Below are 26,656 nucleotides of genomic sequence, written 5' to 3' on the forward strand. Positions count from 1 at the left end.
GGCCGGCCGCTGAGCCCGCTAAGCCGGAGCCTCTGCTCGGGTCTCGCACCCTCTAACCCCGGCCTCAGACCCCGTTACTCGGACAGGCTCCTAGCTGTCGAAAACATCGAATGTCTCGATGATGGTAGACTCTTGTCGGAGGTAAAATGGGTCTTTGCACAAGCGCAATCGTTGCTTGGAGACCGCGCTTTTGTTGCGGTGGCGTTCTGAAAAATGAGGTTGGCCTTGGGGGTCACTGGTCTGTTGAGGCGGGCTTTGGACCCTGTGCCCTTGGAACGCCTGCGGCTGTTCTGGAGAGCACAGAAGTGGTCCGAGCCTGGGTCACGGGACGTTTCCGCGGAGAGCAGAGTTGCTTGAGCTTCGTCAGCGTGTCCTGGCCGACGCAGCCTATACCCTGCACGATAGACACCTGAGCTAACCAGCCTTCGCACGATCGCGCGGACTGCGCCCAGTCCCGGCGGCCGATATATGATCCCGAGAGCCTTCGCGCATCGCCTCCGGCCTCACAGAAACTGATGCATTGTCTTGGACGGCGCGGGGATGCTCGACGGGCGGGAAGATGCGCTCTAAGCCGCAAGCCACGCCGTACAGCACCGGATCAGAAGTTGGCCCGTCGATGGGGGGACAATCGCTGACTTCTCGCATCGCACTCTCGTTTTACAATCGGCACCCTCGCCAAACGCCGCCAGTTGCCTGGCAGCAAGCGATTGCTCTTAATCCTTGTTAATTATGCGAGATGAAAATTGTTTCAGATGCCGTGTTGTCATTTTTGTTGACCAGGCAACCATCCGTCTCTCCCACATGAGCGCGCCGCAGCTTCAGGATCTTGGTGCCGCCGCTTGCGATGGAGATGGGGCGGTGGCTAGGCAGCCATCATTCGCTTGGAGTTCGCTGCCACATGCTCGCTGTAGCGGTTGACCAGCGTCTCACAGGAGCCACCCGTCATCAGCGTGCGACGGCCCCTCAGTCGCCAGAAAGCCTGCACTCGCCCCGAGACCTTGGCGATCTGTACAAGGACCGAGAACCGTCACCTGCCGAACAGTTGACATATGAACCACCTGCAATCATGTGTGCGCCCTTCATGTAGACCGGAGACAAACGTGCAGGACGAGGGTGGAATTTTTCGTAGCGATCTAGTGGAGATGACGGCCGAGATCGTTTCAGCTTACATTGCGCGCAATCACGTTGCCGTCAGCGACATGCCTGCACTCATCGTCAGCGTTCATTCTACGCTTAATAGCCTCACCAGCGGTGCCGCCGTTTCCGCTGTAGCAGAGGAGGTCGAGAAGCCGACGCCGGCTCAGGTCCGCAAGTCGATCACGCCGGACGCGCTGATCTCGTTCATCGACGGCAAGCCCTACAAGACGCTCAAGCGCCATCTTTCGACCCACGGGCTCGACCCCTACAGCTACCGCCAGCGCTACGGCCTGCCCAACGACTACCCGATGGTGGCCGCGGCTTACGCCGCCCAGCGCTCGGAGCTTGCGAAAGCGATCGGTCTGGGACGGCCCGGCTCATTGGCCGATGCATCCGCTGAGGCTGGCCAAGCCACAGAAGGCCGTGGGCGCAAAAACGCCTGAGGCTCCGAGATTAGCAGCCATGATCGTGGTCTGGATGCAAATCCCGGCATGAGCCCAAGGATGTGGCCTACGGAACATGTCGCCGGACGTTTTCCTGTGGAACAGCGTGCCCCACCGCCGCAGTCGATGCTCCGACCGGTCGTGAATCATGGGGCATCGCTGGCACAGCGCATAGAGATTGCCGTTCTCGTCGTTGCTCGTGTCATGACCCCAATGGGCGGTCGCGAGCACGGCTCGCGTCATGTGGGCGAGCCAGATCGGCCGACCGGCCCTTGCAGAAGGGTGGTAAGCTCAACGCTCGCTCCTAAGCATTTTTGCCTATGACAGCCTGCATGCCGGCGGCGCAGCGCGGAGATATGCAATCCATGGAAAGGCATAATTTCCACTCTCATGCCTGTCATTTCAGTTTGCTTGTCTTATTGTAAATACCGTACATATATTATTTGATTTGTACTATTATTTGTTTGGGACTGCGTGCCGCTTTTGATGAATAAATAGCAGTGCAGATGCGAGCGTCCTCAGGGTGGGCTGGGTGCCGCAGATGTCATCGTGCGAGTTGCTGGCCTGTTCCGGGCTGAATGCGGGCAGGCACATAGAGGCTATGCCCTGTGCGAGCGTCCGAGATCCGCCTTTGAGCGGTGACGCTGAAGACAAAATCGGGAGCAGGAGGCCTAACAACGCCGCCAATTGCACACTTCAGCATGAGAGCCGGGTGCTCAGGAGACTTTCCCTCTGAGAAAAACATGGAGGTGAGGCCGTGCGAAACATTGCCATGATCATCGGCGCACTTGTGCTGGCCACCGCCGCGTTCTGGTCGGTCATTCTGACAAGCCCACCGACTTCACATGCTGCGATGGTCTCCCCTCCTGCCCAAGCAGAGACCTCGACAGCTGACCATTGCGTCCCGTTCAGCGCTTGCCCGTAGAGGGACAAAGGGGCGTTTTGCAACGAGACAGGTCATAGATTGGGGCCAACGGCTGTTCTCAGTCGTCATCTCCCCTCTGCCCGCAGCTTTCGCGGGCTCCACTCCAGTTCGCTGACGCCTCCGTCTCGAAGGAGCAAAATGGAGTGCGTGCTCCGCGCGCAGAGACCGAGTTCGCTCAACCCCCGCATCCTTGCTCCCGCAGCGCTCCTCCACGTAGTCGATCTCACGAGCCTCGTGGCGCGCTTCGTCCCCATGCGTGACCCGGACGCACGCGTACCAGGCACCCCGACCCGTCCGGTAGCGCGCCGCAACTCCGCTTCCGCCCCTGCCGCCTCGCAGTAGGGCCGCTCACTCACGTACAGCCGTGCGCAGCGGCGCAACTCGTACGCCAAGCCCTTTCCAGCGGCACGGGATCACCTGGGAAAGGGGGCGACGCACGCAGCCGAGCAGGAGCGCGCCGACGTAAGGGCTGCCCGCGAGGCTTGGTTCGAGGCCCAGCCCGAGCTCGACCCGGACCGGCTGGTGTCCCTCGACGAGACGGCCGCAGCCACCAACCTGGCGCGCGCCGAGCCGCGCGCGATCTCGAGAGAACCGGGATCCATTGGTCCGTCAGTTGGAAGACGCAGATGGACGCGAACTCCAAGCCGCTCAATCTGCCGGCCTCCTAGTTATTGGAGGAGGGTCTCCCTCCGCCGAGGGATCTGCCAGAGCCGGAGCCGATCCGACCACGAAGGATCGCTCCGGCTCGGGAATGATCCGCTCCGGCGCTGGTTTCGTTCCTTCGTGGCCGATGCTCTCCCATTCCGAGGCGGACCAACCTTTTCCAGGCTTCCGGTCGGACTGGCCGCCGGTGCAATTGCAGGCGGCGGAGAGGTGTCAGAAGTGGGATCTCAGAAACGGAAAGCACTGGAACGGCCGAGGCTCCCACGTTCCGGCAACCCTTTGAAATGGATGACTTTATGGAGTCCCCTTGGGAGCGCCAGTTGGCTCGATGCCGCTGGGTCGGCCCACGCTTCCGATATCCCTCCGCCGCTCGTCGCCGAGACCCGCCGCCTGAGCGCGTGCCTCGCTTTGGATGCCCATGCGCCCTCGCTGGCTGCCACGGCGGCCCCGATTGCGGCACGGTGAGAGGCGGACGCCGCTTCGCGGGCGCGGGCTCTGCGGTTACGAAGGCGGAGCTTCGAGGTTGATCGCGACGGCGGCGCTGTGACCGAAACTCTCCTCATCGGCGTGATCGGCCATGTCGATCACGGCAAGACCTCCCTCGTCCGCGCGCTCACCGGAACGGATACGGATCGGCTCGCCGAGGAGAAGGCGCGCGGCGTGTCGATCGTGCCGGGCTTCGCCGTGCTGCGCGTGGCCAATGGGACGGTCGGCACGATCGATCTCGTCGATCTTCCGGGCCACGAACGTTTCGTCCGCGCCATGATCTCCGGCGCGACGGGCATGCGCGCCGTGCTCCTGGTGGTCGACGCGCGGGAGGGCATCAAGCCGCAGACCGTCGAGCATCTCGACATCGCCCGGCTGATCGGCGTCCGTCGCGGCGTCGTGGCCCTGACGAAGTGCGACCTCGTCGGCGTGGACATGCTCGCGGCCTGTGCGGAGGAGGTCGGCGCGGTCGCGGCGCGGGCGGGCATCGAGGATGCCCGCGTCGTGCCGACCTCGACCCTGACGGGCTCGGGGATCGGCGAGCTGTCGGCCGCGCTCGCCGAACTCCTCGCGGCCGCCCCCCAGGCGGCCGACGACGGACTTCCCTACCTGCCGATCGACCGCGTCTTTCCGCGCCCCGGCTTCGGCGTCGTCGTCACCGGCACCCTTCGGCGGGGGCGGCTGAGTGTCGGCGACCGGGTCGAGATCGTGCCGGGCGGGCGGGCAGCGACGGTGCGCAGCCTGCAGATTCACGGTGAGACGGTGCGCAGCGCCGAGCCGGGGCGGCGCACGGCCGTGGCGCTCCGCGGCGTCGAACTGGCCGAGATGTCCCGCGGACTGGCTCTGTCCGCGCCGGGCATGGTGCCGGCCGGGCGTTGGATCGACGTGGCGCTGAGCGCGGTCGCCGGGGCCAAGCCGCTCGTTGGCGGGACGACCTGCCGCCTCCTCTTCGGCACGAGCGAGGTGGCGGCGCGGTTGCGGCTCCTCGACCGGGACGTGCTGGAGCCCGGCGACACGGCGCTGGCACAGCTTCACGCGGATGCCGATATCGCCGTGCCGGCGCGCGAGCCTTTCATCCTGCGGCTCGACTCGCCCGCGGCCACGATCGCGGGCGGGCGCGTCCTCGATCCCTGCTCGCGCCGCCGCAAGCGGCACGATCCCCGCACCCTGTCGGAACTGGCCGGGATCGCGGAGGGGCGGCCGCGGGAGATCCTGGCGGCGCGCCTCGCCCGGAATGCCGCCGCAGGCACCCCCTTGATCGACCTCGCGCGAATCGTGGCCGTCGCGCCGGACCGGGTCCGGCGCGCCCTCGCCGATCTCGGCGCCCGCGAGATCGGGGACCGCTTCATCGGCGGGGACGCCTTCGAGGCCCTGCGCGTGGGGCTCCTCGCGGCGCTCGATTCGCATCACCGCGCACACCCGATCGATCCCGGCCTCCCTCTCGACCGGCTCGCCCACGCCGTCCGGCAGGACGAAGGCACGGTTACGGCGGCCTTGAAGGACCTCGTCGCGACGCGCGACGTCGCCCAGGCCGGCGCGCTCTACCGGCGTGCCGCATTCGACCCGGCCCGCAACGAGACGGAGCAGGTGCGCGCCCTCGAAGCCCTGTTCCGGAAGGGCGGCCTAACCCCGCCGGACGAGGCCGAGGCGGTCGGCCGCGATCTCCGCCGCGGGCAAGCCCTGACGTATCTCCTCTCCTCCGGAGCCCTGGTCCGGACGATCGACCGGGTCCAGAAGCGCTCGATCCTGTTCCACCGGGACGCGATCGCGCGCGGCAAGGCGGTGCTCGCCGAGCGCTTCGCGCGGGACGAGGCCGGCTTCCTGGCCAAGGAGGCCGGCGCGGCGCTGGGCATCTCCCGGAAATTCTCGATCCCGCTCCTCGAGCACCTCGACGCGATCCGCTTCACGCGGCGGCTGGGCGACCGTCGGGTTCTCGTCCCGGCTCAGGAGGAGGCGCGCTGAACGCGCCGCGCCCCGGCTCCGCCGGTGGTCGGGCGGCCGGATCCCCTCACAAGTCCCTCATGAGATCGCCCGGTCGTCCCGCTCGATTCCTCATGCGACCCGGCCCAGCTTGGGCTCGCGGTTCCCGGAGGATCGCGCGGAGCCCCTGCACCCGATGCCGACCCCTGCCGCAATCGCCGTCCGACCCGCTCTCGAAGTCGCCGCCACCGAGGCCGATGCCGGCGGCGTGACGCGCTTCCTCGTCGCCCAGGATCCCGAGGGACATTGGATCGCCGTCGAGATTCACGGGCGTTCCGGCGGCCTGTTCCGCGATCGGCAAGCTGCGCTCGCCTACGCGGAGGACGAGACGGACCATCGGCCCGATGCCGTTCTCCTCTCCCGCGAGCGCATCGCGCTTCAGCTATGAAGCTCAGGGCCGGCGGCCCGGAGGGGCCGATGCCGGCTCTGCTCGGCCGCGCCGATCAACCGGGCCGTTTCACGGCGCTGCCGAGCCCGATCGGTCACTGCGCCTGACCCTGCCCCTGCTGCTGGCCCTGAGACCCGCCCTGCTGCTGGTCCTTCTTGTTGGCGCGGTGATGCCCCACGGCGCAGCCCGCGGCCGCGCCCATCTTCCCGTGGCCGGCCATGCTGCCGGCCGCCCCGCCGACGACGGCACCCTTGATGCAGCCCTTGGCCTGCGCGGCCGGGCCGCCGGCGAGGACGGAGAGCGCGAGCGCGGCGCCGAGCGTGATCATGGCCTTCATGGTGGCCTCCTTGCTTTGTCACAGGTCACGATCAACCGGGGGCGCCGGCCGGTGTTCCGGCAGGCTCTCTGGCTCCGGGCAGGCGCGCCGGAAGGCGGCCCGGCGCCTCGTCCGGTGCCCGGCCGATCCTGTGCCGGAACGCCGCATCCCGCCTCGCGTTGCCGTCAGCGTGTTCAGCGCCAACCCCAGGGAGACGCCCCGATGAAGATCTTGACGCTCGCCATCGCCGCAACCCTCGCGCTCGGCTCGGCCGCCATCGCCGCCGAGGGCGGCTCATCCGGCACCAGCCGGTCCGGCACGATGAACAGCACGGGCCCGCAAGATGCGGGCGCGGGCTCCTCGCCGGGCGCCGCGGGAAGCGGACCCTCCACCGGCGACAAGAGCCGTTCGGGCACGGCCAACAGCACGGGCGCGAACGATGCCGGATCGGGCTCCACGCCCGGCGCCGCGGGCAAGGGCAGCAGTCACGGCGCCCATTGACCTCGGCCAGCCGGGCCGGAGCGCGGGCACTCCCCCTCGGGCGCCCCGCTCCGGCCCGTGCGGTTCCCGACCAACAGGGCATCTGTGCCGCCCCTCACGGCCTCCCCCCGGCTGCCGCATATTTTTCGTTGCAGATGTGTGCAGATGCACGCAAAGGTTGGAAATTCTCGCAGCCGACCTCGAACGATGATCTTCACCACCAACCACGCCGGCACGCTTGCCTATCTGAGCCCGGGCTGGGCCGAGATCACCGGCCAGGATGCCGAGGCGGCCGCCAATTACGGTTGGGTGCAGGCGGTCCATCTCGAGGATCGGGAGACCGTGCGCGCGGTGGTGTCGCGCGCCATCGCCGAGCAGCGGGAATTCAGTGTCCGCTATCGCCTGATCGACACGGCAGGCCGTCCCGTCTGCGTCGCCGCGGCCGCAATGCCGCGCCACGAGCCGCATGCCCACACCTTCCTGGGATTCCTCGGATCGGTGAGCGAGATCGTCGAGCGGAGGCCCACCGCATCGGCCGACGGTCTCGTCGGCCGGCTCGCTCCGCTCCCGCCGGGGATCCGCCGCGTTCCGACCTCGTTCCAGGAGACGGCAGCGGAGCACATCCTCGCCGCCCAGGCGCATACCCTGCAGGCGAGCAGCGGGTCGACGCGCAGGGCGCTCGAACTCGCCGCCTTCGAGGTCGGCCGCCAGCTCGCGCAGGAGTGCGGCGTCGCGAGCATCGAGCTGCACTGAGCCCGGGCGGCTTCAGGATTCGTTGACCATGTCCGGATCGCCCCCTCCCTGAGAGGGCTTCGATGTTCGCCCGGGCGCGTGGTGCCGGCGGTAGGAGCGGTCTCCGCCAGCTGCACACCGAGCACGGACGCCATGCGCCGTGTTTCGAGACCCGAGACCGCTGCCGCCCTTCTGACCCTCTCCTCTACGCCTGCGTGAGCGGGGTCTTCGTGACGGCCTTCGCGCTGGTGTCGCTCGGGTATTGAGGAGCCCCTCGCGCGCCGTGCGCGAGGGGCCGAATGGCTGGGCTTACTTGCCCTTGAGGGTGTCCTTCACGCTGCCGACGATGTTCTGGACCTTGCCCTTCACCTGATCGGCGATGCCCTCGTTCTTGAGCTTCTCGTCGCCCGTCAGGCGGCCGGCCCCTTCCTTGACCTTGCCGCCGAGATTGGTTGCAGAGCCTTCGACGCGATCCTGATCGACAGCCATGGAATCCTCCAGAGGTTGAGCTGCGGCGCGCACGGCGCCCGTGGCAAGCGAACGAAGGGGACGGCTCGACGGTTCCGGTCGCGCCTCAGGCCGCCCGGACGTTCTGGAGGAAGCGCCCGACCTCCGTGCCGAGCTGCTCGGAGAGGCGGGACAGATCGGAGGCCGAGGCGAGAACCTGGGCGGCGGCTGCGCCCGACTCCTCGGCCGCCCCCGCCACGCCCGCGATCTTCGAGGTGATCTCGCTCGTCCCCGTAGAGGCCTGCCCGACGTTGCGCACGATCTCGTGCGTCGCCGCCCCCTGCTCCTCGACCGCCGCCGCGATCGTCGCGGCAACCGCGTTGATTTCCAGGATCCGGCCCGTAATCCCGCCGATGGCCGAGACCGCCTGCCCGGCCGCCGACTATATCTGTGCGATCTGCCCCACGATCTCGTCGCTCGCCCCGGCGGTCTGGGACGCGAGCTCCTTCACCTCGCTCGCCACGACCGCGAAGCCCCGCCCCGCCTCGCCGGCGCGGGCCGCCTCGAACGTCGCGTTCAGCGCCAGCAGGTTCGTCTGGCCCGCGATCGCGGAGATCAGGCCGACCACGTTGTCGATCCGCGCGGAGGCCTGGCTGAGATCGTTGACGAGGCTCGCCGTCTGGTCGGATTCGACCACGGCGAGCTTGGCGATGTCGGCCGAGCCCAACACCTGCCGGCCGATCGCGGCGACGGAGGTGCCGAGCTCCTCGGCGGCGGCCGCAACCGTATGGACGTTGGCGGAGGCGTGCTCCGCCGCGGCGGCTACGGTCGTCGACTGGGACGACGTCTCGGTCGCCGTCATGGTCTGCGCCGCGGCCTGCAGCTCGGTGGCGGAGGAGGAGACGAGGCCGACGATGCCCCGACGGCGCTCTCGAACCAGTCGGCCATTTTCAGCATGGATCGGCGTCGCTCGACGGCGGCCGCCTCATCGGCGATGCGGCGACGATACGCGTGGAGAGGATCCTTCCCGCGCGGACGGCCGCGCTCACACCTGAACATGACGAGCGGGGCTCGATGATTGGACTCGGTTCCGGCGGCCCGCTCCCGCAGGTTGTGTGTTCTTGCCGTTCTTTACCGCTGGTGAGGGAACGGAAGCGTAGAATGCCGGCGCAGCAGAAGGTCGAGCCATCCGTCGCATGCATGCGCTGATTGAGGCCGGCCTGAACCGGCGCTGGTACGAACTCCGCCTCCCGGAGGGGCTGGAGGGACGCTACCACGCCGAGGTCGAGGCGCCGGCCGGGTGGTACCTCCAGTCTTGGATGCTGATCTTCATCGCGTTCAACCTTCTATCCCTGAAGGTCGATCTCGACGCCTTCGGCGCGGACGCCATGGCCGTGCCCGCCGGCCTCACCCTCGGCGTCTTCGTGCCGCTGGCCCTCGGCTCGATCGCCCTGCTGCGCGGGCGCCCCTCCGCGCGCCTGCAGGCCGGGACGGTGCTTGTGACGGGGCTCGCCGACATGGCGGTGGTGCTGAACAGCGCCCGGATCGCGCCGGCCGAGCACGCGCACACCTACCTCATCCTCGCCGCCATCGTGCCCCTGGTCGTGGGGATGATCGCGCCGCTGTCCTTCCGGCACAGCCTCGCCTTCTGCGGCGCCAGCTTCGCGCTCTACGTGACCTCCATCCTCAGCCTGGGCCTGGGCGGGACGGGCGGCAGCGGCGTCCCCCTCCTCGTGGCGAGCCTGATCCTGGTGCCGCTCAAGCTCGCCTATTCGCGGGAATGGGAGACCAAGCGCAGCTTCCTCCTCGGCCTGCGCGAGAGGGCGCAGTCCGGAGCCCTGGCCGAGGCGAATGCCCGGCTCACGATCCTCTCCGAGACCGACCCGCTGACCGGCGTGGCGAACCGGCGCCTGTTCACGGAGCGCCTGGAGAGCGCCTGGCGCGACGACGGGCCGGAGAACGGCTGGCTCTGCCTCCTCCTCGTCGACATCGACCGCTTCAAGCTCCTCAACGACACCGCCGGCCATGCGGCCGGCGATGCCTGCCTGGTCCGTGTGGCGGAGGCCCTGCGCGGGCCGGTCGCGGCGCGGGGCGGCCTGATCGCCCGCTACGGCGGCGAGGAGTTCGTCTCCCTTCTGCCCGGCGTCGGGGAGGCCGAGGCCCGCGAGATCGGGGAGCGCATGCGCCGCGCCGTCGCCGGCCTGTCGATCCCGCATCCCGGGCTCGGGACGCACGGCTTCGTCACGGTGAGCGTCGGCGCGACGGCCGCGCGAATTGCGGACGGGCTCGAGCCGGGTGCGCTTCTGAAGGCCGCCGACGAGGCCCTCTACCGCGCGAAGGAGGGCGGCCGCGATCGGGTCGAGACCGCCCGGGCCCTGCCGCTGCCCGGCACCCGGGCCTCGTCGCGGAGCGCGGTGGCGGCAACGCGCCTCGTCAGCGTCGCGGGGCGTGCGGCGTAGTGCAGCCTCAAGCGACGCAGGGTGCGGCTCGCGCGGCGGCCCCGCGCCGAATCAGTCGGCCAGGGCAGGTTTCCTGCGCCAGAGGACCGGGCAGAATCCGCTAGCTAGCCGCGTCGTCGTGTTGTGCGAAGACGGTGGCCTCCAGCTGGCCGCGCTCTTCCAGGGCGCGAATGGCGTGGTGGCGGCTCAACCCCTCGAAGAGTTCCACGGCCGAGGGGCGGCCATCCTGCGCCATATAGGCCGCGAGCCGCGCGTAATCGGTGGCGAGCCGCTCGTCGCGCGCCGCCGCCCGGGCCAAGCCCGACACGGTGACCTGAAATTCGGAAAGCTGATTCTGGGGCACGGCCGTCACGCTGTCTGGGGCCGAAGCCCCCTCTCGCCGCACGAGTTTGCCGAAGCGCGGCCGGAAGGCAATGCCCCAGGCGCCGGGACCCTTGGCCGCGCACGAAACCGGGATGAATCGTACATCCTCCAGTATCGTCAGCCGGAGAGAAGACCACTCCAGATCATGCTGAGACCGGCAAGGAGCATCAGCCCGTCCATCAGGAGCCGGAATCGCTCGGGCGACAGGCTCAGCACGAAGGGCTTGGCGAGGAACGCGCCTGCCATCAGCGAGGCACCGACCACGAGCCCCTTCGCCAGTTCCTCCGTCGGCAGCGCGCCCGCCCCCTGGAAGGTCAGCGTCTTGCTCGCGTAGACGGCGAAGGAGCCTGCGGCCTCGGTGCCGATGAAGGCGCCCTTCGACAGCCCGTAGGCCACGAAGAGCGGCACCGAGATCGGCCCCGTCGAGACCACGATGCCGGTCAGAAAGCCGATCACGGCCCCGCCGAGCGCGAGATGCGCGAGGTTCAGGCGCACGAGATGCCGGGCGAGCCAGTGCCGGGCCGGAATCATCGCGAGCAGGAAGGCGCCGATGGCGAGGTCGACGGCGCGCGCGGGCAGGACGAGCAGCGTCCGCGCGCCCGCCACGGCGGCGAGCGCGCCCGGCACCGCGTAGGCCGCGAAGGCCCGCCGGTCCACGGCCTGCCACCACGCGAGCACCCGCGAGACGTTCGCCATCACGGCGGCCACGGCCATGATCGGCACGGCCGCCTTCGGCCCGTAGACGGCAGCGAGCACCGGCACGAGCATGATCGAGGAGCCGGTGCCGACGATGCCGCTGACGACGCCCGCGACGAGACCGACGGCGAGAACGAAGAGAACCCCCATCCGGACTTTCCGCCCGCTATCGGCCTCTCACGGGCATTCCGGAGCCCGACCGCCGACGTCTCGCCCGGAGGTCCTGCTCACCCCTCGCCCCTACTGCGTCACCTCGTTGCCGCTGTAGTCGATGGCACCGGCGGCGTTCTTCTTCCAGACGTACATCACGTAGTCCGGCCGGGTGATGTCGCCCTTCTTGTCGTAGGCGATCTCGCCGATCACGGTCTGGGTCGGCTTGCCCTGGTGGAGATAGTCGGCGAGCGTCTTGCCATCCGTCGAGCCCGTCGCCTCGATCGCCTTGGCCAGGATCTGGACCGCCGCGTAGGAATAGAGCGTGTAGGCTTCCGGATCGATCCCCTTCGCCTTGAAGGCCGCCACCACGTCCTTGGCGTCCGGGTTCTTGCGGGCATCGGGGGAGAAGGTCATCAGCGTGCCCTCGGCTCCGGGGCCGGCGATCTGCACGAACTCCTTGTCGGTGATACCGTCGCCGCCCATCAGCGTCGCCCGCAGGCCCTGGTCGCGCATCTGGCGGATCAGGAGCCCGGCCTCCGTGTGGATGCCGCCGAAATAGACGATGTCGATGCCCGCCTGCTTCAATTTCGAGACGAGGGCAGTGAAGTCCTTCTCGCCGGGATTGATGCCCTCGTAGACGGCGTCCTTGCCGCCCTTGGCGCGGAAGACCTTGCGGGTCTCGTCGGCGAGGCCCTTGCCGTAGGGGGTCTTGTCGTGGACGAAGGCGACCTTCTTGGCCGCGAAGTGCTTGGCGAGGTACTCGCCCGCCACCGCGCCCTGCTGGTCGTCGCGGCCGCAGGTGCGGAAGGTGTTCCAGTTTCCGCGCTCGGTGAACTTCACCGCCGTCGAGGCCGGGGTGATCTGGATGATGCCGGCATCTTGGTAGACGTCGGAGGCCGGGATCGAGACGCCGGAATTGAAGTCGCCCACCACCATGGTGACGCCCTCGGAGGCGAGCTTGTTGGCGACCGAGACGCCCTGCTTGGGGTCGGAGGCGTCGTCGCCGCTCGAGAGCTCGAACTTCTTGCCCTTGATGCCGCCGGCCCGGTTGATGTCCTCGACCGCCTGCACGGCGCCGTTGCGGATCTGCGCCCCGAAGGCGGCGGAGCCGCCCGTGATCGGGCTCGCGACGCCGATCTTGATCTGGGCCGCCGCTCCCGAGAGAGGCGCCCCCGAGACCAGAAAGCCGAGCGCGAGGCCCGCCAGCACCATCGTCCTCATCTCACGTCCCCTTCCTGTCGTCGGAGCCCCGGAGGGCGAGAACCGGTATCCTACGGCATCTCCGCACGCGGGCGCTCCCGCCATGTGAGCGGCGAGGTGCGCTCGTAGAGCCAGCGGTACTGGGTGGTCATCTGCCGGGTTCGGGTGACCCGGAAGGCGACGGCCCCGATCATCAGCACGACCGCGGCGTCGGCGAGATAGCGGGGGCCGGAGGCGAGCGTGCCCTCGAACAGAGCGAAGTGGATGAAGCGCACGGCGCCTGCGACCGCCAGCAGCGCCGGCACGCTCTGCCAGAACGGGCGCCAGGTCCGGGCGATGCCGCGCGCCGTCATCCAGGCGGCCCAGCCGCCCATCACCACGGTGACGAGAAGGAACAGGAGGGGCGAGCCCTCGAAGAGGCCGGCCGGCACGCTCACGCCTTCGCCTCCGCGATCGTCGACGCCTCGACGATGCCGCCCTCCAGGTAGGCCGCCTTGACGGCCGGGTCGTCGAGGAGGGCGCGGCCGCTGCCGCTCAGGGTGACGCGACCGTTGACGAGGACGTAGCCCCGATGGGCGAGCTTGAGGGCGTGGTAGGCGTTCTGCTCCACGAGGAAGATCGTCATCCCCGCCTCCCGGTTGAGGTCGCGGATCGCCCCGAAGATCTGCTTCACGACGAGGGGTGCAAGCCCGAGCGAGGGCTCGTCGAGGAGGAGGAGGCGCGGCCGGCTCATCAGGGCGCGGGCGATGGCGAGCATCTGCTGCTCGCCGCCCGACATGGTGCCGGCGCGCTGCTGCAGGCGCTCCTTCAGGCGCGGGAACAGGGTGCAGACCCGCTCCAGATCCTCGGCGAAATGGCGCCCGCCGTGGAGGCTCGCGCCCATCTGCAGGTTTTCCTGCACGCTCATGCGGGGGAAGACGCGCCGCCCCTCCGGCGACTGGGCGATGCCGAGCCGCGCGATGGCGTGCGTCGGCAACCGGGTGATGTCCTGCCCGGCGAAGCGGATGCGGCCGGTGCGGGCCTGGGGCGCGCCGAAAATGGTCATCATCAGGGTCGACTTGCCGGCGCCGTTGGCGCCGATCAGCGTGACGATCTCGCCCTCGCCGACCGCGATGTCGACGTCGCGCAGGGCGGCGACGCTGCCGTAATAGGCCGAGACGCCCTCGACCGCGAGGAGGGGGGCCGCAGCCGCCTGCCGGGCGCGGGTCTCCTCGACGAGGACGTTGATGCCGGCGACGCTCATGCCCCGGCCTCCGCGTTCGGAAGGACGAGCCCGACCTCCGCCTCGACCGCCTCCACCTCCTCGTCCTCGACGCCGAGATAGGCGGCCACCACCCGCGGGTCGGCGCGTACGGCGCCGGGGGTGCCGTCGGCGATCTTCACGCCGTAATCGAGCACCACGACGTGGTCGGAGATCTCCATGACCACCGACATGTCGTGCTCGATGAGGAGGACGGAGGTGCCGTCGTCGCGGATGCGGCGCAGGAGCTCGGTCAGCTCGGCCGATTCCCGCGGGTTGAGGCCGGCGGCCGGCTCGTCGAGGCAGAGCAGGACCGGCTCCGTGCACATCGCCCGCGCGATCTCGAGGCGTCGCTGCGCCCCGTAGGGCAGGTCTCCGGCGGGGTCGTCGGCACGGGCGATGAGCCCGATCCGCTCGAGCCAGAGGCGGGCCCGCTCGATCGCGGCGCGCTCCGCCGCCCGGTAGCCGCCGAGACCGAGGAGGCCGAGGACGGTGAAACCTGAGGCGCGCATGAGCGGCGCGTGCTGCGCCACGAGCAGGTTCTCCAGCACGGTCATGCCCGAGAACAGGCGGATGTTCTGGAAGGTGCGGGCGACCCGCGCGCGCCGGTTCACGGCGTGGTTCGGCAGCCGCTCCAGGAGATGGCGGGCGCCGTCCGCATGCGCCAGCGTCAGGCGCCCCTCGGTCGGCTTGTAGAAGCCGGTGATGCAGTTGAAGACCGTGGTCTTGCCGGCCCCGTTCGGGCCGATCAGCGCGGTGATGTCGCCGCGGAAGACCTCGAAGGAGAGGTCGTCGACGGCGAGCAGGCCGCCGAAGCGCATCGAGAGGTGCTCGACGCTGAGAACGGCCTCGCGCGGCCCGGTCAGGCCCGTCATCAGCCGTGGCCCTCGCGCACGAGGGCGCCCGAGACGGCGCGGCGCTCCTTCAGGGCGACGGAGGGCATCCGCACCGAGATCAGTCCGCGCGGGCGCCACACCATCATGGCGACCATGGCGAGGCCGAACAGGAGGAGGCGGTACTCGTTCGGATCGAAGCCCTCGCCGAACACCGCCTTCAGGAAGCCGAGGTTGCGCAGGAGCTCCGGCCCGCCCACCATCGCGACGGCGGCGATCGCGACGCCGATCTGGCTGCCCATGCCGCCGAGCACCACGATCGCCAGGATGATCGCGCTCTCCAAGAAGTTGAAGCTCTCGGGGCTGATGAAGCCCTGGCGCACGGCGAAGAACGAGCCCGCGAAGCCGCCGAACATGGCCCCCAGCGCGAAGGCGGTGAGCTTCGTCGTCGTCGTGTTGATGCCGAGCGAGCGGCAGGCGATCTCGTCCTCGCGCAGGGCCTCCCAGGCCCGGCCGATCGGCAGGCGCCGCAGGCGCAGCGTCACCCCGTTGGTGACGAGCGCCAGCGCCAGGATCAGGTAGTAGAGGAAGACGTTGCGGTGCATCGCGTCGAAGCTCAGCCCGAACGTCGCCGCGAAGCCGTTCGGCCCGGCCGTGAAGGGGATCCCGAAAAAGGTCGCCCGCGGAATCGAGGAGATGCCGGCCGAGCCGCCGGTGAGGTCGACCCAGTTGATCAGGACGAGGCGGATGATCTCGCCGAAGGCCAGCGTCACGATGGCGAGGTAGTCGCCGCGCAGGCGCAGGACGGGAAAGCCCAGCAGCATGCCCCAGAGCCCGGCGGCGAGCCCGGCGAGCGGCAGGCAGAGCCAGAAGGACAGGCCGAAGGTGGTGGCGAGGAGCGCGTAGGTATAGGCGCCGACCGCGTAGAAGGCGACGTAGCCGAGGTCGAGCAGGCCCGCGAGCCCGACCACGATGTTGAGCCCCCAGCCGAGCATTACGTAGGTGAGGATCAGGATGCCGAGGTCGATCCAGTAGCGCGCGGGCCCGAGCCCGCCGCTCGCGAGCGCGGCGACGAGGGGCAGGGCCACGGCCGCACCGAGGAAGAGGGGCAGCGCGAGGGAGGGGATCCGCTGGCCGGCATTCGGCGTCGCGTCGACGGCCTCGGTCGCCTGCCGCGGCGAGGGCGTGAGTGCGCGCCGCGCGTCCCGCCGCATCAGGATCAGGCGCTGGGCGACGCGGACGCAGAAGATCGCCGCGCAGAGGCCCGCGACGAGACCCCAGCGCGGGGTGAGGTCGAGGGCGCTCGTCTGGCTGAGGTCGGTCCGATAGCTCACGATCGGGATGCAGAGCCCGAGCGTGACGAGGGCGTAGAGCCCCGCGTCCCGCAGGACCTCCGCGAGATCGGAGCCCCGCACCGTACCGTCCCGCCTCGTGCCGGCCATGCCGCTCAGACCTTCTCGACCTCGGCCCGGCCGAGGATGCCCGAGGGCATGAAGATCAGGACGATGGCGAGGATCGAGAAGGCGGCGACGTCCTTGTACTCGATCGAGAAATAGGCGGACCAGAAGGTCTCGATGAGGCCGATGATGAGGCCGCCGAGAACGGCGCCAGGCAGGGAGCCGATGCCGCCGAGGACGGCCGCGGTGAACGCCTTCACCCCGGGCACGAACCCGTCCGAGAAGGAGACGACGCCGTAATAGAGCAGGTAGAGGACGCCCGCGACGGCCGCGAGCGCCGCGCCGAGGACGAAGGTCAGCGAGATGGTCCGGTCGACGTCGATGCCGAGCAGAGCGGCCATGCGCCGGTCCTGCTCGCAGGCGCGCTGCGCACGGCCGAAGGCGGTGCGCTGGACGAGATACCAGAAGCCGGCCAGCAGGATCACGGTCACGGCCATGATCAGGCACTGCTTGTAGGAGAGGGTCACGGCGTAGCCGTCGCGCTCGAACAGGGTGAAGCCGCCGTTCAGCATCGGGGGCGTCGGCTTGTTGCGCGCGCCCTGCGCCACCTGCACGAAATTCGACAGGAAGATCGAGACCCCGATCGCGGAGATCAGAGGGGCGAGCCGGAAGGAGCCGCGCAGGGGCCGGTAGGCGACGCGCTCGATCGCCCAACCCCAGAGGGCGGTGAGCGGCATCGTGACCAGAAGCACGACGATCAGCGCGAGCGGCACCGAGGCGATCCCGAGCCAGGTGGTGAGGATGAGGAAGCCGATCAGCGCGATGAAGGTCGAGACCATGAAGACGTCGCCGTGGGCGAAGTTCACCATCCCGATGATGCCGAAGACCATCGTGTAGCCGATCGCGATCAGACCGTAGATCGCCCCGAGCGTGAGCCCGTTGATCAGCTGCTGTACAAACACATCCATTCGGCGCTGTCTCGCGTCGTTCCGGGCCTGAAGGCGGCAGCCTCCCCGAGCGCGGGAGCCAGGGCAAGTCCCGTACCGGTCGCCGTCGCCGGCGCACCGCGGATCCCTTTCCCGGCCCCGTTCCCGGCCGCCTGGGCCGGACCATAGCGGATCGGTCGGCAAAATGCGCGTGGTGATTGCCGCCCGTCCTGCGCCGCAGCACGCGGCGGGCGGCTCCGCTTTTCTCTTGTTAATTCAGTCGAGGCGCCGAAGCGTGGCGGGCTCCGGGCGACACCTCCATTTCGCAGTGCAGCGGAAATACTTACGTAGAACGTACTGCGGAGGTCTTGCGCCGGATGAACGGCCGGTTAACGTCAGGCGCATCGTAACCGCGTTCGACGATCAACCTCCAAGGCAGGGTGGCTCCCATGTCCGAGATGATTCGTGTGAAACCGACCCAGGACGGCACCTACACCGTTTACCGCGGGCCCACCGCCCTCATCGCCGGGCTGACGCGCCTCCAAGCCGAGCGCTACGAGGCCACGATCGCCCGTCAGCGCCGCGACGCCCTGCTGCCTCCGGAGGCGTGAAAGCCCGGACCTGGCACCCACAGCAATATCCCCTCCCCGCACGGGGCGGGGACATCCTCGGCTACCCTGCGAGATTGATCGGCCCCAGATCCTCGACCTGTCCGCTGCCGTTCAGGCCGCGGCTCGTCGCGGTGATGCGGTGGCGCCCGCCCTCGCGCGTGACGGCGTAGAGGTAATAGGCAGCGCGGCGGGCCGGGAGGTCCGCGTGCGTGCCAACCCGCGCCGAGGCCGAGGGGCCGCCGACGACCGGCACGCTCAGACCACCCGGTCCCGGAACCCGCGCGACGCTGCCGATATGGTTGTGGCCGTGCAGGATCAGCTCCGCGCCGGCCCGGCCGATCATCGCCGTGAAGGCCGCCGCGTCCTTGAGGTCTCGGCCCGGCGCGGCGCCACCCGGATGCGGCGGGTGGTGGATCATCACCACGCGGCAGGGCCGCTCGGGCTCGCTGCCGAGGGCGACGAGCAACGCTTCCGCGGCCGCGACTTGCGCCTCTCCGAGCCGCCCGCTCGCGACGAAGGGCTTCGTCGGGATCGCCGAGGAGAGGCCGACGAGGGCGAGCGGACCGCGCCGCCGCAGATAGGGGAAGCATCCGCTCCGCCCCGCATCGTCCGCCGTCCAGGGTCCGCAGGTCCCGAGCAGCCCGTCGAGGGAGCCGCGGACATAGGCATCATGATTGCCGGGCACGAAGCTGACGCGCTCGGGCGCGCCGAGCGCCTCGAGGAAGACGCGGGCCGTCTCCCACTCGCTCGGCAGGCCGATGTTGCAGAGATCGCCCGTGCAGGCGACATGGTCGGGCGCCTGCGTCCTCATATCCGCGACGAGGGCCGCTAGGACCTCCATGTCGTGGCTGCGCGAGCGCCCGCGCCGCCAGTTGGCGTAGCCCGTGGCCCGCTTGCTGAAGAGCTGCCGCAGCCGCGGCCGCGCCAGCGGGCCGACATGCGGGTCGGTGAGATGGGCGAGACGGAACATGGGGCCGGACGATCACCGCGCGCATCGCGCGGGCTCCGCATCGCGGCTCGGGCCAGCCGCGTCAAGCGCGGCGGGCCGCCGATGTCAGGCACTCCCGATCACGACACCCGCCAGCAGCACGAGCGCCCCGCCGATGACGACCTGCAGGGAAGCCCGCCAGAAGGGCGTCGCCATGTAGCGGGTCCGGATCGCGGAGATCACCAGAAGTTCCAGTACCACCACCGCCAGGGCGAGCCCCGTCGCGAGGAGGAAGGCGTTCGGCCAGGAATCGGGGATCGCATAGGGCAGCGTGTGGCCGAGCCCACCGAGCGCCGTCGCGGCACCGCAGACCGCACCGCGGATCGTGGGCGAGCCGCGCCCCGTCACCTGCCCATCATCCGACAGAGCCTCGGTGAAGCCCATGCTGATTCCGGCACCGACCGAGGCCGCGAGGCCGACGAGGAAGGTGGCGCCGTTGCTGTGCGTGGCGAAGGCGGCCGCGAAGATCGGCGCCAGCGTCGAGGCGGAGCCGTCGATCAGACCTGCCAGCGCCGGCTGGACATATTGCAGGACGAAGCTGCGGTGGCGCTCGTCGGCGGCATCGGGTGCGGCAGGGCTCTGCACGGCGATCGGCATCGTCTAGTCCTTTTTGGATTGATTCCAATCTATAGTTTGGAATCAATCCAAACAAGTCGGACGCCGCTTTTTCGCCCCCTCGCACGCCTAGAACCCACGGCTCTGTGAAGGCCGACGGGTGGCGTTCCGGTTGCCGCTCGGAGGGGATCGGAGCTAGACAGCCGCCTACCCGGACAGCCTGTCCTCAAGCCCGGCGCCCCCGACCCGGTGGAGCCGGTCCGACGTTCAGGTCAGGATCCCGGCAGCGCCATCGGGCGTATGCCGGGCTTTCAGAAGCAGGACATGAGCCTCGTCAAACGCATCAGCCGGTTGCCGGCCGTCCAGGGCGCGTTGGGCCACCTCGCCGCCGATTACCTGCGGCTCGTGCGGGCCACGAACCGCTTCACCGTGGTTCCCGCCGAGGACACCGACGCGTGGATCGACCGGCTCACGCCCTTCATCGCCGGCATGTGGCACGGCCAGCACATCATGGTCCCCTACCTGCGCCGGCCGCAGGATCGCGTCGCGACGATCATCTCCCGCAACCCGGACGGCAACATCAACACGATCGCCCTGGAGCGACTCGGCATCCGCGTGATGCGGGCCTCGGGCGCGCGCGGTCGCGTCGTGCGCGACGCGCGGGCCAAGGGCGGTGCCGAGGGTCTGCGCGCCATGCTGCGGGCGCTGAAGAACGGCGAATCCGTCGCCTTCAGCGCCGACGTCCCGAAGGTCTCCCGCCGCTGCGACGCGGGCATCATCACGCTCGCCCGCTTCTCGGGCCGGCCGATCGTGCCCGTCGCCGTGGTGACCAGCCGGCATCTGCGCTTCAATTCCTGGGACCGCGCCTGCCTCGGGCTGCCCTTCGGGCGGGGCGCGATGGTGTTAGGCGAGCCGATCCCGGTTCCCCGCGAGGCCGATGCCGAGACCTTCGAGGGCTTGCGGCGGCGGGTCGAGGCGGAGATGAACCGCGTTCACGACCATGCCTACGGCCTCGTCGGACGGCCGGACCGGGTCGGCCTTCCCTCCTGGGGGTTGCCGGCGTGAGGGCGCCCCCCCTCACCCTCGCCCTGCGGGCCTACCGGGCCGGGCTCTACCTCGGCGAGCCGGCCCTGGCGGGCCTCCTCGCCGTCAGGGCGCGCCGCGGCAAGGAAGATCCGGGCCGGCTTCCGGAGCGGCGGGGCCTGCCCGGCCGGGCGCGCCCGGTCGGATCCCTCGTCTGGATGCACGGGGCCAGCATCGGCGAGGCGCTCTCCCTCGTCGGGCTCGTCGACGGGATGATCCGGCGTGGCTTCTCGGTCCTCGTCACGACGGGCACCAAGACCGCGGCGGAACTCATCGGCAGCCGCCTGCCGCCGGGCGCCGTGCACCAGTACATGCCCCTCGACGCACCCCGATGGATCGAGCGCTTCCTCGACCATTGGCAGCCCGACCTCGCCCTCGTGGCCGAATCCGAGATCTGGCCGAACACCATCCTGGCGCTGCACGCCCGCGCGATCCCGCTGCTCCTCGTCAACGGCCGGATGTCGGAGCGCTCGTTCAAGGGATGGGAGCGCTCGCCGCGCACGGCGCAGGCGCTCCTGGCCCGCATCGCCATCTGCCTCGCGCAGACCAAGGAGGATGCGGAGCGCTTCGCCCGCCTCGGCGCACCGCGGGTCAGCGTTGCCGGGAACCTCAAATACGACGCGGCCGTGCCGCCGGCCGACCGGCAGCAGATCGCCTATCTCAGCGACATGATCGGCGAGCGGCCGGTCTGGGTCGCGGCGAGCACGCATGCGGGCGAGGACGCCCTGGTGGCGCGCACCCACGCCGCCCTGAAGGACCGCCTGCCGCGGCTCCTCACGATCATCGTGCCGCGCCACCCCCAGCGGGGGGAGGAGGCGGCGGCCTGCGCCGCGGCGGAGGGGCTGCGCACGGCCCGGCGGGCGGCCGGCGGGCGCCCGCACCCCTCGGTCGAGGTCTACGTCGCGGACACGGTCGGGGAGCTCGGCCTGTTCTACCGCCTCAGCCCGCTCGTCTATCTCGGCGGCTCGCTGGTTCCGCATGGCGGCCAGAACCCGATCGAGCCCGTGCGCCTCGACACCGCGGTGGTGCACGGCCCCCACACGCACAATTTCGCGCAGGTCTACCGCGCCCTCGACGAGGCGGGCGGCGCGGTCGCCGTCGCGGACGGGGCGGAACTCTCGGCCACGGTCGGCGAGCTTCTGGAGGATGAGCACCGCATCCGCGCGATCGCGGCCTCCGGCCAGCGGGCGCTGCGCCCCTTCGAGGGCGCGGTCGAGCGAACCCTCGCGGTGCTCGACCCCTTCATCGCGCAGATGAAGCTCGCGGCGCTGAACCCCTCCTGATACCCTCGCCGTGTGATGGACGGGTCGGCTGGAAGCGCAATGAGACACGCGGCGCGGACGCCTGCGGAGGCGGCGCTGCGCGCTGACCGGGGACTCTCCGGAAGCGCGGGCGCTTCGACCGGGCCGCGGCCGGCTCTCGCCTGATGCGGCCACCCGGCTTCTGGTCCGCCGATCCCGGCCACCCGGCGGCGCGGCTCCTCGCTCCCCTCGGGCGCGCCTACGGGGCGCTTACCGCCGCGCGCATGGACCGTCCGGGCGAGCGGCCCCCCTGCCCCGTCCTCTGCGTCGGCAACTTCACCCTCGGCGGCGCCGGCAAGACGCCGACCGCACTCGCCCTCGCCGCCCTGCTCACCGAGATGGGCTTGCGTCCCGCCTTCCTCAGCCGAGGCTACGGCGGGCGCCTCGCCGGCCCGGTCGCGGTGGACCCGGCTCGACACGGGGCGGCGGAGGTGGGCGACGAGCCGCTCCTCCTCGCCCGCCTCGCCCCGACCATCGTCGCCCGGAACCGGCCGGCGGGGGCGCGCGCCTGCCTCGCGGCGGGCGCCGATTTCATCGTGATGGATGACGGCCTGCAGAACCCGAGCCTCGCCAAGGACCTGGCGCTCGCCGTGGTCGATGCCGGCGCCGGCATCGGCAACGGCCTGCCCTTCCCGGCCGGCCCCCTCCGGGCGCCCCTCGACCGGCAGTGGCGCCATGTCGGCGGGCTCGTGCTCGTCGGCGCGGGCGCGGCCGGCGAGCCCCTGGCGCGAGAGGCGGAGCGGCGGGGCCTGCCGGTGCACCGGGCTACCCTGGCGACCCCGGGCGATGGCTTCGCCGGCCGGCGCGTCTACGCCTTCGCCGGGATCGGTCGCCCCGGGAAATTCTTCGACAGCCTGTGCGCGGCGGGCGCGGAGATCGCGGGGCGACGCGCCTTCCCCGATCACCATCCCTACGAGGCGGCCGATCTCGCGGCCCTGGAGGAGACCGCGCGGAGGCTCGGGGCCGACCTCGTCACCACCGAGAAGGATGCGGTCCGCCTGCCGCCGGATGTCCGGGCGCGGGTGCGCACGCTGCCGGTGTCGCTGCGTCTTGCCGATCCGGCGCCCCTGCGGCGGCAACTCGCCGGGCTCGTCGGCGCGCGCCGAGCCTAGCGCGCGCCCGCCTCCCTCAGGCGCTGCATGGCGGCGTCCGGGGTCGAGTAGGCTTCCTGCCGCTCGACGCTCCAGTAGCGGAGGGCGTCGAGGTGGATCGGCTCGCCGGTCACCGCGCAGCGCACGTAGCTGCCCGGCTTGATCACCCGCATGGTGCCGTCGCCGTATTCTACCACCGCCTCGCCGCTCGCCCCGCGCTCGTAACGGCCCAGCATCCCGCTCTCCCGGTTCGCGACATCACTCGTCCCGCTCATAGGAGCCTCGCCGGCCCTTGTCGATCTCGCCCCTCGACGGGCCGGCTGCCCGGTGCCAATGATCGCGGTATGTGTGCTGAGACGATGGAGCGGGACGAGCCTTGGGACGGGGGCCTCCTCGCATGAGCCCGGCGATCGAGGACCTGTTCGAGGCGGCGTCGGCCGCTCGGGCGCTGGCGCACGCGCCCTACTCGGGCTTCGCGGTGGGCGCTGCGCTGCGCGACGAGACCGGCGCGGTCCATGCCGGCTGCAACGTCGAGAACGCGGCCTACCCGGTCGGGACCTGCGCGGAGGCCGGGGCGATCGCCGCGATGGTCGCGGGCGGCGGGCGACGGATCCGGGCCATCCTGGTGCTCGGCGCGGGAAGTACCCTCGTGACGCCCTGCGGCGCCTGCCGCCAGCGCATCCGCGAGTTCGCGGAGGGCGCGACGCCGGTCCACGTCGCCGGGCCGGAGGGCCTGCGCCGCAGCTTCAGCCTCGACGAACTCCTGCCCGCCTCCTTCGGCCCGGAGAACCTCGGTGACGCGCGCTGAGCCCGACGGGGACCGCGCCCTCGCGGCGCTGAGCGCGGCGGGGTTCGCCGGCCCCTGTTCCTGCGCGATCGTGACCGGCACCGGGCTCGGCCTCGTGGCCGAGAGCCTCGCGGAGCGCGAGAGCCTGCCCTACGCCGCGATCCCCGGCTTCCCCGAGCCCGGCGTCAGCGGCCATGGCGGCACCCTGCACCGGGGCCGCCTCGGCGGGCGGCCCGTGCTGGTGCTGGAGGGCCGCGCCCACGCCTACGAGCGGGGTGATGCGGCCGCCATGCGCGGCGCGATCGGCACGATCGCGGCGCTCGGGGCCGGCGCGCTCCTCCTCACCAACGCCTCCGGCTCGCTGATGCCCGAAGCGGGACCCGGCAGCCTCGTCATGCTCGCCGACCACCTCAACCTCTCCGGGCTCAACCCCCTGATCGGCGAGGCGAGCGAGGCGCGCTTCGTGCCGATGACGGAGGCCTACGACCCCGCCCTGCGGGACCTGCTGCGCGCGGCCGCGCGGACGTCCGGGCTTACCTTGCACGAGGGCGTCTACGCGTGGTTCTCCGGCCCGAGCTTCGAGACGCCGGCCGAGGTGCGCATGGCCGGCCGTCTCGGCGCCGATCTCGTCGGCATGTCGACGGTGCCGGAGGTGATCCTCGCCCGCTTCTTCGGCCTGCGCGTCGCCGCCCTCTCGGTGGTGACGAACCGGGCCGCGGGCATCGGGGGCGGCGACCCGCATCACGCCGAGACGAAGCAGGCGGCGGCGGGCGCGGCCGCGGATCTCGCGCGGCTGATCACGGCCTTCGTCGAGCGCCTCGAACCGCTGCCGTGAGGGTGACACCATGACGGACGACAGCATGACAGAGCCGACGCCCGACGAGGCGGAGATCGCCCGGCGCGCCCTCCCGCTCCTCGATCTCACGAATCTCGCCGACATCTGCACGACGAGCCACATCGAGGCGCTCTGCCGCGACGCCCGCGCCGGCGGCGTCGCGGCCGTCTGCGTCTGGCCGCAATTCGTCGGCGAGGCCGCACGCGCGCTGAAGGCCACGCCGGTCCGGGTCGCCACCGTCGTCAACTTCCCGGCCGGCGGCGAGGATGTCGAGCGCGCGGTCGAGGATGCGGCCGAGGCGATCGCGGACGGCGCCCACGAGATTGACCTCGTCCTGCCCTACCGGGCCGTCCTCCGGGGCGACGCGCAAGCCGCGCGCAGCCTCGTCGAGGCGGTGCGCGACGTTTGCCACAAGACCTGCCTCAAGGTGATCCTGGAGACCGGCGCCCTCGGCGAGCCGGAGCGGATCACGGAAGCCTCCCACCTCGCGATCGAGGCCGGCGCCGATTTCCTGAAGACCTCGACGGGCAAGATCCCGGTCTCGGCGACGCCGAAGGCGGCCGAGGCGATGCTCGGCGCGATCCGAGCCCGGGCGGGCGGGCGGCGCGTCGGCCTCAAGGTCTCGGGCGGCCTCCGCAGCGTTGCGGATGCCGCCACCTATCTCGTTCTCGCCGACCGCGTCATGGGGCCGGGCTGGGCGGAGCCGGCGACCTTCCGGCTCGGGGCGAGCAGCCTCTACGGCGAACTCACCGCGGCCCTGGCTCGCGCCTCGTGACGCTTCCGCAGGAGACCATCCGGCGCAAGCGCGACGGGCTCGCCCTGACGGAGGCGGAGATCGCGTCCTTCATCGCGGGGATCACGGACGAGACCGTCACAGAGGGACAGGCCGCGTCCTTCGCGATGGCGGTGTTCTTCCGCGGCCTGACGCTTCCCGAGCGCGTGGCGCTGACCCGGGCGATGACCGATTCCGGCGCGGTGCTCGCCTGGGACCTGCCCGGCCCTGTCCTCGACAAGCACTCGACCGGCGGCATCGGCGATACGGTCAGCCTCGCTCTCGCTCCAATGGTCGCGGCCTGCGGCGGCTACGTGCCGATGATCTCCGGCCGCGGGCTCGGCCATACCGGCGGCACCCTCGACAAGCTCGCGAGCATCCCGGGCTACGATGTGGCGCCGGGGCTGGAGCGCTTCCAGGCGGTCACGCGGTCGGTCGGCTGCGCCATCATCGGGCAGACGGGCGATCTCGCCCCCGCGGATGGCAGGCTCTACGCGATCCGGGACGTCACCGGCACGGTCGAATCCCTCGACCTGATCACCGCCTCGATCCTCTCGAAGAAGCTCGCGGCCGGGCTCGGCGGCCTCGTGATGGACGTGAAGGTCGGCTCGGGCGCCTTCATGGCGGAGCGCGATGCGGCCCGGGCACTGGCCGGGAGCATCGTCACGGTGGCGAACGGGGCCGGCCTGCCGACCCGCGCCCTCATCACCGACATGGACGCGCCGCTGGCCTCCGCGGCCGGCAACGCGGTCGAGGTCGCCTACGCGATCGACTATCTGACCGGGCGCCGCCGCGAGCCACGCTTCCACGCGGTGTCGCTGGCGCTCGGCGCCGAGATGCTGGTGCTCGGTGACCTCTGCGCCGACGCGGGCGAGGCCGCGGCGCGGCTGCAGGATGCCCTCGCCTCGGGGCGCGCGGCGGAGATCTTCGCCCGGATGGTCGCCAAGCTCGGGGGACCGGCGGATCTGCTGGAGCGGCCCGAACGGCACCTGCCGCGGGCACCGGTCGTCCGAGAGGTCCGCGCCGGGGGCGTCGTCGCCGGTGTGGCGACCCGCGAGATCGGGCTCGCCGTGATCGGCCTCGGGGGAGGCCGGACCCGGCCCGGGGACGGGATCGATCCGGCGGTCGGCTTCACCGATCTGGCGCGGCCCGGAACGGCCGACGGCCTCCTCGGGATCGTGCACGCCCGCGACGCGGCGGCGGCGGATGCGGCGGAGGCGGCTCTGCGCGCGGCCTACAGGCTGGGAGCAGCGCCGTCAGCGGGGCCGGCCGTGCTGGAGCGGGTGGGATAGGACCCCTATGGAGCCGGCCTGACGATGCAGAGGGTGCGCTGGGAATGGAGGGGCGGACCGGCGTCCGCCGGCGCACG

General features: G+C 70.7%; 26 protein-coding genes and 3 pseudogenes. 15 read left to right on the forward strand and 14 right to left on the reverse strand.

Annotation, left to right across the window (positions count from 1 at the left end; genetic code table 11):
* The first annotated feature begins 1,100 nt into the window (after positions 1–1,100).
* From J2X36_RS22340 to J2X36_RS22360, 4 genes and pseudogenes are all read left to right on the forward strand, one after another.
* Entirely contained in the window at positions 1,101–1,580 is a 480-nt protein-coding gene (locus tag J2X36_RS22340) for a MucR family transcriptional regulator (RefSeq protein ID WP_405029839.1), read from the forward strand.
* A gap of 1,322 nt (positions 1,581–2,902) precedes the next feature.
* Positions 2,903–3,069, forward strand: a pseudogene (locus tag J2X36_RS22350) (IS630 family transposase); the annotation flags it as partial.
* A 642-nt stretch (positions 3,070–3,711) separates the two neighbouring features.
* On the forward strand, positions 3,712–5,616 hold the full coding sequence (selB, locus tag J2X36_RS22355) for a selenocysteine-specific translation elongation factor (protein WP_310353940.1): 1,905 nt from the start codon (positions 3,712–3,714) through the stop codon (positions 5,614–5,616).
* Positions 5,617–5,770: 154 nt separating this feature from the next.
* Complete coding sequence (locus J2X36_RS22360; RefSeq protein WP_310353943.1) at positions 5,771–6,022, forward strand: hypothetical protein; 252 nt, start codon at positions 5,771–5,773, stop codon at positions 6,020–6,022.
* A gap of 94 nt (positions 6,023–6,116) precedes the next feature.
* Here the strand turns inward: J2X36_RS22360 and J2X36_RS22365 are convergent, their stop codons facing one another.
* Positions 6,117–6,359 carry a hypothetical protein gene (locus tag J2X36_RS22365; protein ID WP_132255608.1) on the reverse strand — a complete coding sequence of 81 codons (243 nt, stop codon included), beginning with the start codon at positions 6,357–6,359 and terminating at the stop codon, positions 6,117–6,119.
* Between the two features lie 201 nt (positions 6,360–6,560).
* Here J2X36_RS22365 and J2X36_RS22370 point away from each other — a divergent pair, with 201 nt between their 5' ends.
* Positions 6,561–6,839 carry a hypothetical protein gene (locus J2X36_RS22370; protein WP_132255607.1) on the forward strand — a complete coding sequence of 93 codons (279 nt, stop codon included), beginning with the start codon at positions 6,561–6,563 and terminating at the stop codon, positions 6,837–6,839.
* 186 nt (positions 6,840–7,025) lie between these two features.
* Positions 7,026–7,571 (forward strand): PAS domain-containing protein, encoded by a 546-nt coding sequence (locus J2X36_RS22375; protein ID WP_310353945.1) that lies wholly within the window; start codon positions 7,026–7,028, stop codon positions 7,569–7,571.
* 288 nt (positions 7,572–7,859) lie between these two features.
* On the opposite strand, the gene J2X36_RS22380 is transcribed toward J2X36_RS22375, so the two are convergent.
* Together J2X36_RS22380 and J2X36_RS22385 are read right to left on the reverse strand one after the other, a co-directional pair.
* Positions 7,860–8,039: a CsbD family protein gene (locus J2X36_RS22380; protein ID WP_132255605.1), complete on the reverse strand. Its 180-nt coding sequence runs from the start codon at positions 8,037–8,039 to the stop codon at positions 7,860–7,862.
* Positions 8,040–8,124: 85 nt separating this feature from the next.
* Positions 8,125–8,999 (reverse strand): annotated as a pseudogene (locus J2X36_RS22385) (methyl-accepting chemotaxis protein); the annotation flags it as partial.
* Between the two features lie 194 nt (positions 9,000–9,193).
* Between J2X36_RS22385 and J2X36_RS22390 the strand changes: the two are divergent.
* Entirely contained in the window at positions 9,194–10,456 is a 1,263-nt protein-coding gene (locus J2X36_RS22390) for a diguanylate cyclase (protein WP_310353947.1), read from the forward strand.
* Positions 10,457–10,556: 100 nt separating this feature from the next.
* Here J2X36_RS22390 and J2X36_RS22395 read toward each other — a convergent pair whose 3' ends face one another.
* The 8 genes from J2X36_RS22395 to J2X36_RS22430 all read right to left on the reverse strand — a co-directional run bounded on the left by J2X36_RS22395 (position 10,557) and on the right by J2X36_RS22430 (position 17,306).
* Positions 10,557–10,799 (reverse strand): hypothetical protein, encoded by a 243-nt coding sequence (locus J2X36_RS22395; RefSeq protein ID WP_132255603.1) that lies wholly within the window; start codon positions 10,797–10,799, stop codon positions 10,557–10,559.
* A gap of 137 nt (positions 10,800–10,936) precedes the next feature.
* A complete protein-coding gene (locus tag J2X36_RS22400) occupies positions 10,937–11,665 on the reverse strand; it encodes a sulfite exporter TauE/SafE family protein (protein WP_310353950.1) in 729 nt (242 codons plus the stop codon).
* 90 nt (positions 11,666–11,755) lie between these two features.
* Positions 11,756–12,889 carry a branched-chain amino acid ABC transporter substrate-binding protein gene (locus tag J2X36_RS22405; protein ID WP_310353951.1) on the reverse strand — a complete coding sequence of 378 codons (1,134 nt, stop codon included), beginning with the start codon at positions 12,887–12,889 and terminating at the stop codon, positions 11,756–11,758.
* Positions 12,890–12,939: 50 nt separating this feature from the next.
* Positions 12,940–13,305, reverse strand: coding sequence for a DUF6867 family protein (locus J2X36_RS22410; RefSeq protein ID WP_405029840.1), 366 nt, complete (start codon positions 13,303–13,305; stop codon positions 12,940–12,942).
* On the reverse strand, positions 13,302–14,111 hold the full coding sequence (locus tag J2X36_RS22415) for an ABC transporter ATP-binding protein (RefSeq protein WP_132255601.1): 810 nt from the start codon (positions 14,109–14,111) through the stop codon (positions 13,302–13,304). The genes J2X36_RS22410 and J2X36_RS22415 overlap by 4 nt, the downstream gene beginning before the upstream one ends.
* On the reverse strand, positions 14,108–14,983 hold the full coding sequence (locus tag J2X36_RS22420) for an ABC transporter ATP-binding protein (protein WP_310353953.1): 876 nt from the start codon (positions 14,981–14,983) through the stop codon (positions 14,108–14,110). Before J2X36_RS22420 ends, J2X36_RS22415 begins: the two co-directional genes overlap by 4 nt.
* The gene (gene livM, locus J2X36_RS22425) at positions 14,983–16,383 is read right to left on the reverse strand and encodes a high-affinity branched-chain amino acid ABC transporter permease LivM (RefSeq protein ID WP_310353955.1); all 1,401 of its coding nucleotides are present in this window, start codon (positions 16,381–16,383) and stop codon (positions 14,983–14,985) included. Before livM ends, J2X36_RS22420 begins: the two co-directional genes overlap by 1 nt.
* Before the next feature lie 5 nt (positions 16,384–16,388).
* Entirely contained in the window at positions 16,389–17,306 is a 918-nt protein-coding gene (locus J2X36_RS22430) for a branched-chain amino acid ABC transporter permease (RefSeq protein WP_132255598.1), read from the reverse strand.
* Between the two features lie 425 nt (positions 17,307–17,731).
* Here J2X36_RS22430 and J2X36_RS22435 point away from each other — a divergent pair, with 425 nt between their 5' ends.
* A complete protein-coding gene (locus tag J2X36_RS22435; RefSeq protein ID WP_165937930.1) occupies positions 17,732–17,875 on the forward strand; it encodes a hypothetical protein in 144 nt (47 codons plus the stop codon).
* Between the two features lie 61 nt (positions 17,876–17,936).
* Here J2X36_RS22435 and J2X36_RS22440 read toward each other — a convergent pair whose 3' ends face one another.
* Positions 17,937–18,845 carry a metallophosphoesterase gene (locus J2X36_RS22440; protein ID WP_132255597.1) on the reverse strand — a complete coding sequence of 303 codons (909 nt, stop codon included), beginning with the start codon at positions 18,843–18,845 and terminating at the stop codon, positions 17,937–17,939.
* A gap of 84 nt (positions 18,846–18,929) precedes the next feature.
* Positions 18,930–19,418, reverse strand: a pseudogene (locus tag J2X36_RS22445) (VIT family protein); the annotation flags it as partial.
* 324 nt (positions 19,419–19,742) lie between these two features.
* Between J2X36_RS22445 and J2X36_RS22450 the strand changes: the two are divergent.
* The 3 genes from J2X36_RS22450 to lpxK all read left to right on the forward strand — a co-directional run bounded on the left by J2X36_RS22450 (position 19,743) and on the right by lpxK (position 22,914).
* The gene (locus J2X36_RS22450; RefSeq protein WP_310353959.1) at positions 19,743–20,483 is read left to right on the forward strand and encodes a lysophospholipid acyltransferase family protein; all 741 of its coding nucleotides are present in this window, start codon (positions 19,743–19,745) and stop codon (positions 20,481–20,483) included.
* Positions 20,480–21,784, forward strand: a complete 1,305-nt coding sequence (locus J2X36_RS22455; RefSeq protein ID WP_310353961.1) for a 3-deoxy-D-manno-octulosonic acid transferase — start codon at positions 20,480–20,482, stop codon at positions 21,782–21,784. The genes J2X36_RS22450 and J2X36_RS22455 overlap by 4 nt, the downstream gene beginning before the upstream one ends.
* A gap of 143 nt (positions 21,785–21,927) precedes the next feature.
* Positions 21,928–22,914 (forward strand): tetraacyldisaccharide 4'-kinase, encoded by a 987-nt coding sequence (lpxK, locus tag J2X36_RS22460; RefSeq protein WP_310353963.1) that lies wholly within the window; start codon positions 21,928–21,930, stop codon positions 22,912–22,914.
* On the opposite strand, the gene J2X36_RS22465 is transcribed toward lpxK, so the two are convergent.
* Entirely contained in the window at positions 22,911–23,129 is a 219-nt protein-coding gene (locus tag J2X36_RS22465; protein WP_132255611.1) for a DUF2093 domain-containing protein, read from the reverse strand. The two genes, lpxK and J2X36_RS22465, sit on opposite strands and share 4 nt — an antisense overlap.
* Positions 23,130–23,290: 161 nt before the next feature.
* On the opposite strand from J2X36_RS22465, the gene J2X36_RS22470 reads away from it, so the two are divergent.
* Genes J2X36_RS22470 through deoA form a run of 4 tightly spaced genes read left to right on the forward strand, consistent with a single transcriptional unit; the run spans position 23,291 to position 26,579 of the window.
* Positions 23,291–23,701 carry a cytidine deaminase gene (locus J2X36_RS22470; RefSeq protein WP_310353965.1) on the forward strand — a complete coding sequence of 137 codons (411 nt, stop codon included), beginning with the start codon at positions 23,291–23,293 and terminating at the stop codon, positions 23,699–23,701.
* Positions 23,688–24,515, forward strand: coding sequence for a purine-nucleoside phosphorylase (locus tag J2X36_RS22475; RefSeq protein ID WP_310353968.1), 828 nt, complete (start codon positions 23,688–23,690; stop codon positions 24,513–24,515). Before J2X36_RS22470 ends, J2X36_RS22475 begins: the two co-directional genes overlap by 14 nt.
* A gap of 10 nt (positions 24,516–24,525) precedes the next feature.
* A complete protein-coding gene (gene deoC / locus J2X36_RS22480) occupies positions 24,526–25,290 on the forward strand; it encodes a deoxyribose-phosphate aldolase (protein ID WP_405029841.1) in 765 nt (254 codons plus the stop codon).
* Positions 25,287–26,579, forward strand: a complete 1,293-nt coding sequence (deoA, locus tag J2X36_RS22485) for a thymidine phosphorylase (RefSeq protein WP_310353970.1) — start codon at positions 25,287–25,289, stop codon at positions 26,577–26,579. Before deoC ends, deoA begins: the two co-directional genes overlap by 4 nt.
* The last annotated feature ends 77 nt before the right edge of the window (positions 26,580–26,656 follow it).

Source organism: Methylobacterium sp. BE186 (genome assembly GCF_031457035.1).
GTDB lineage: Bacteria > Pseudomonadota > Alphaproteobacteria > Rhizobiales > Beijerinckiaceae > Methylobacterium > Methylobacterium segetis.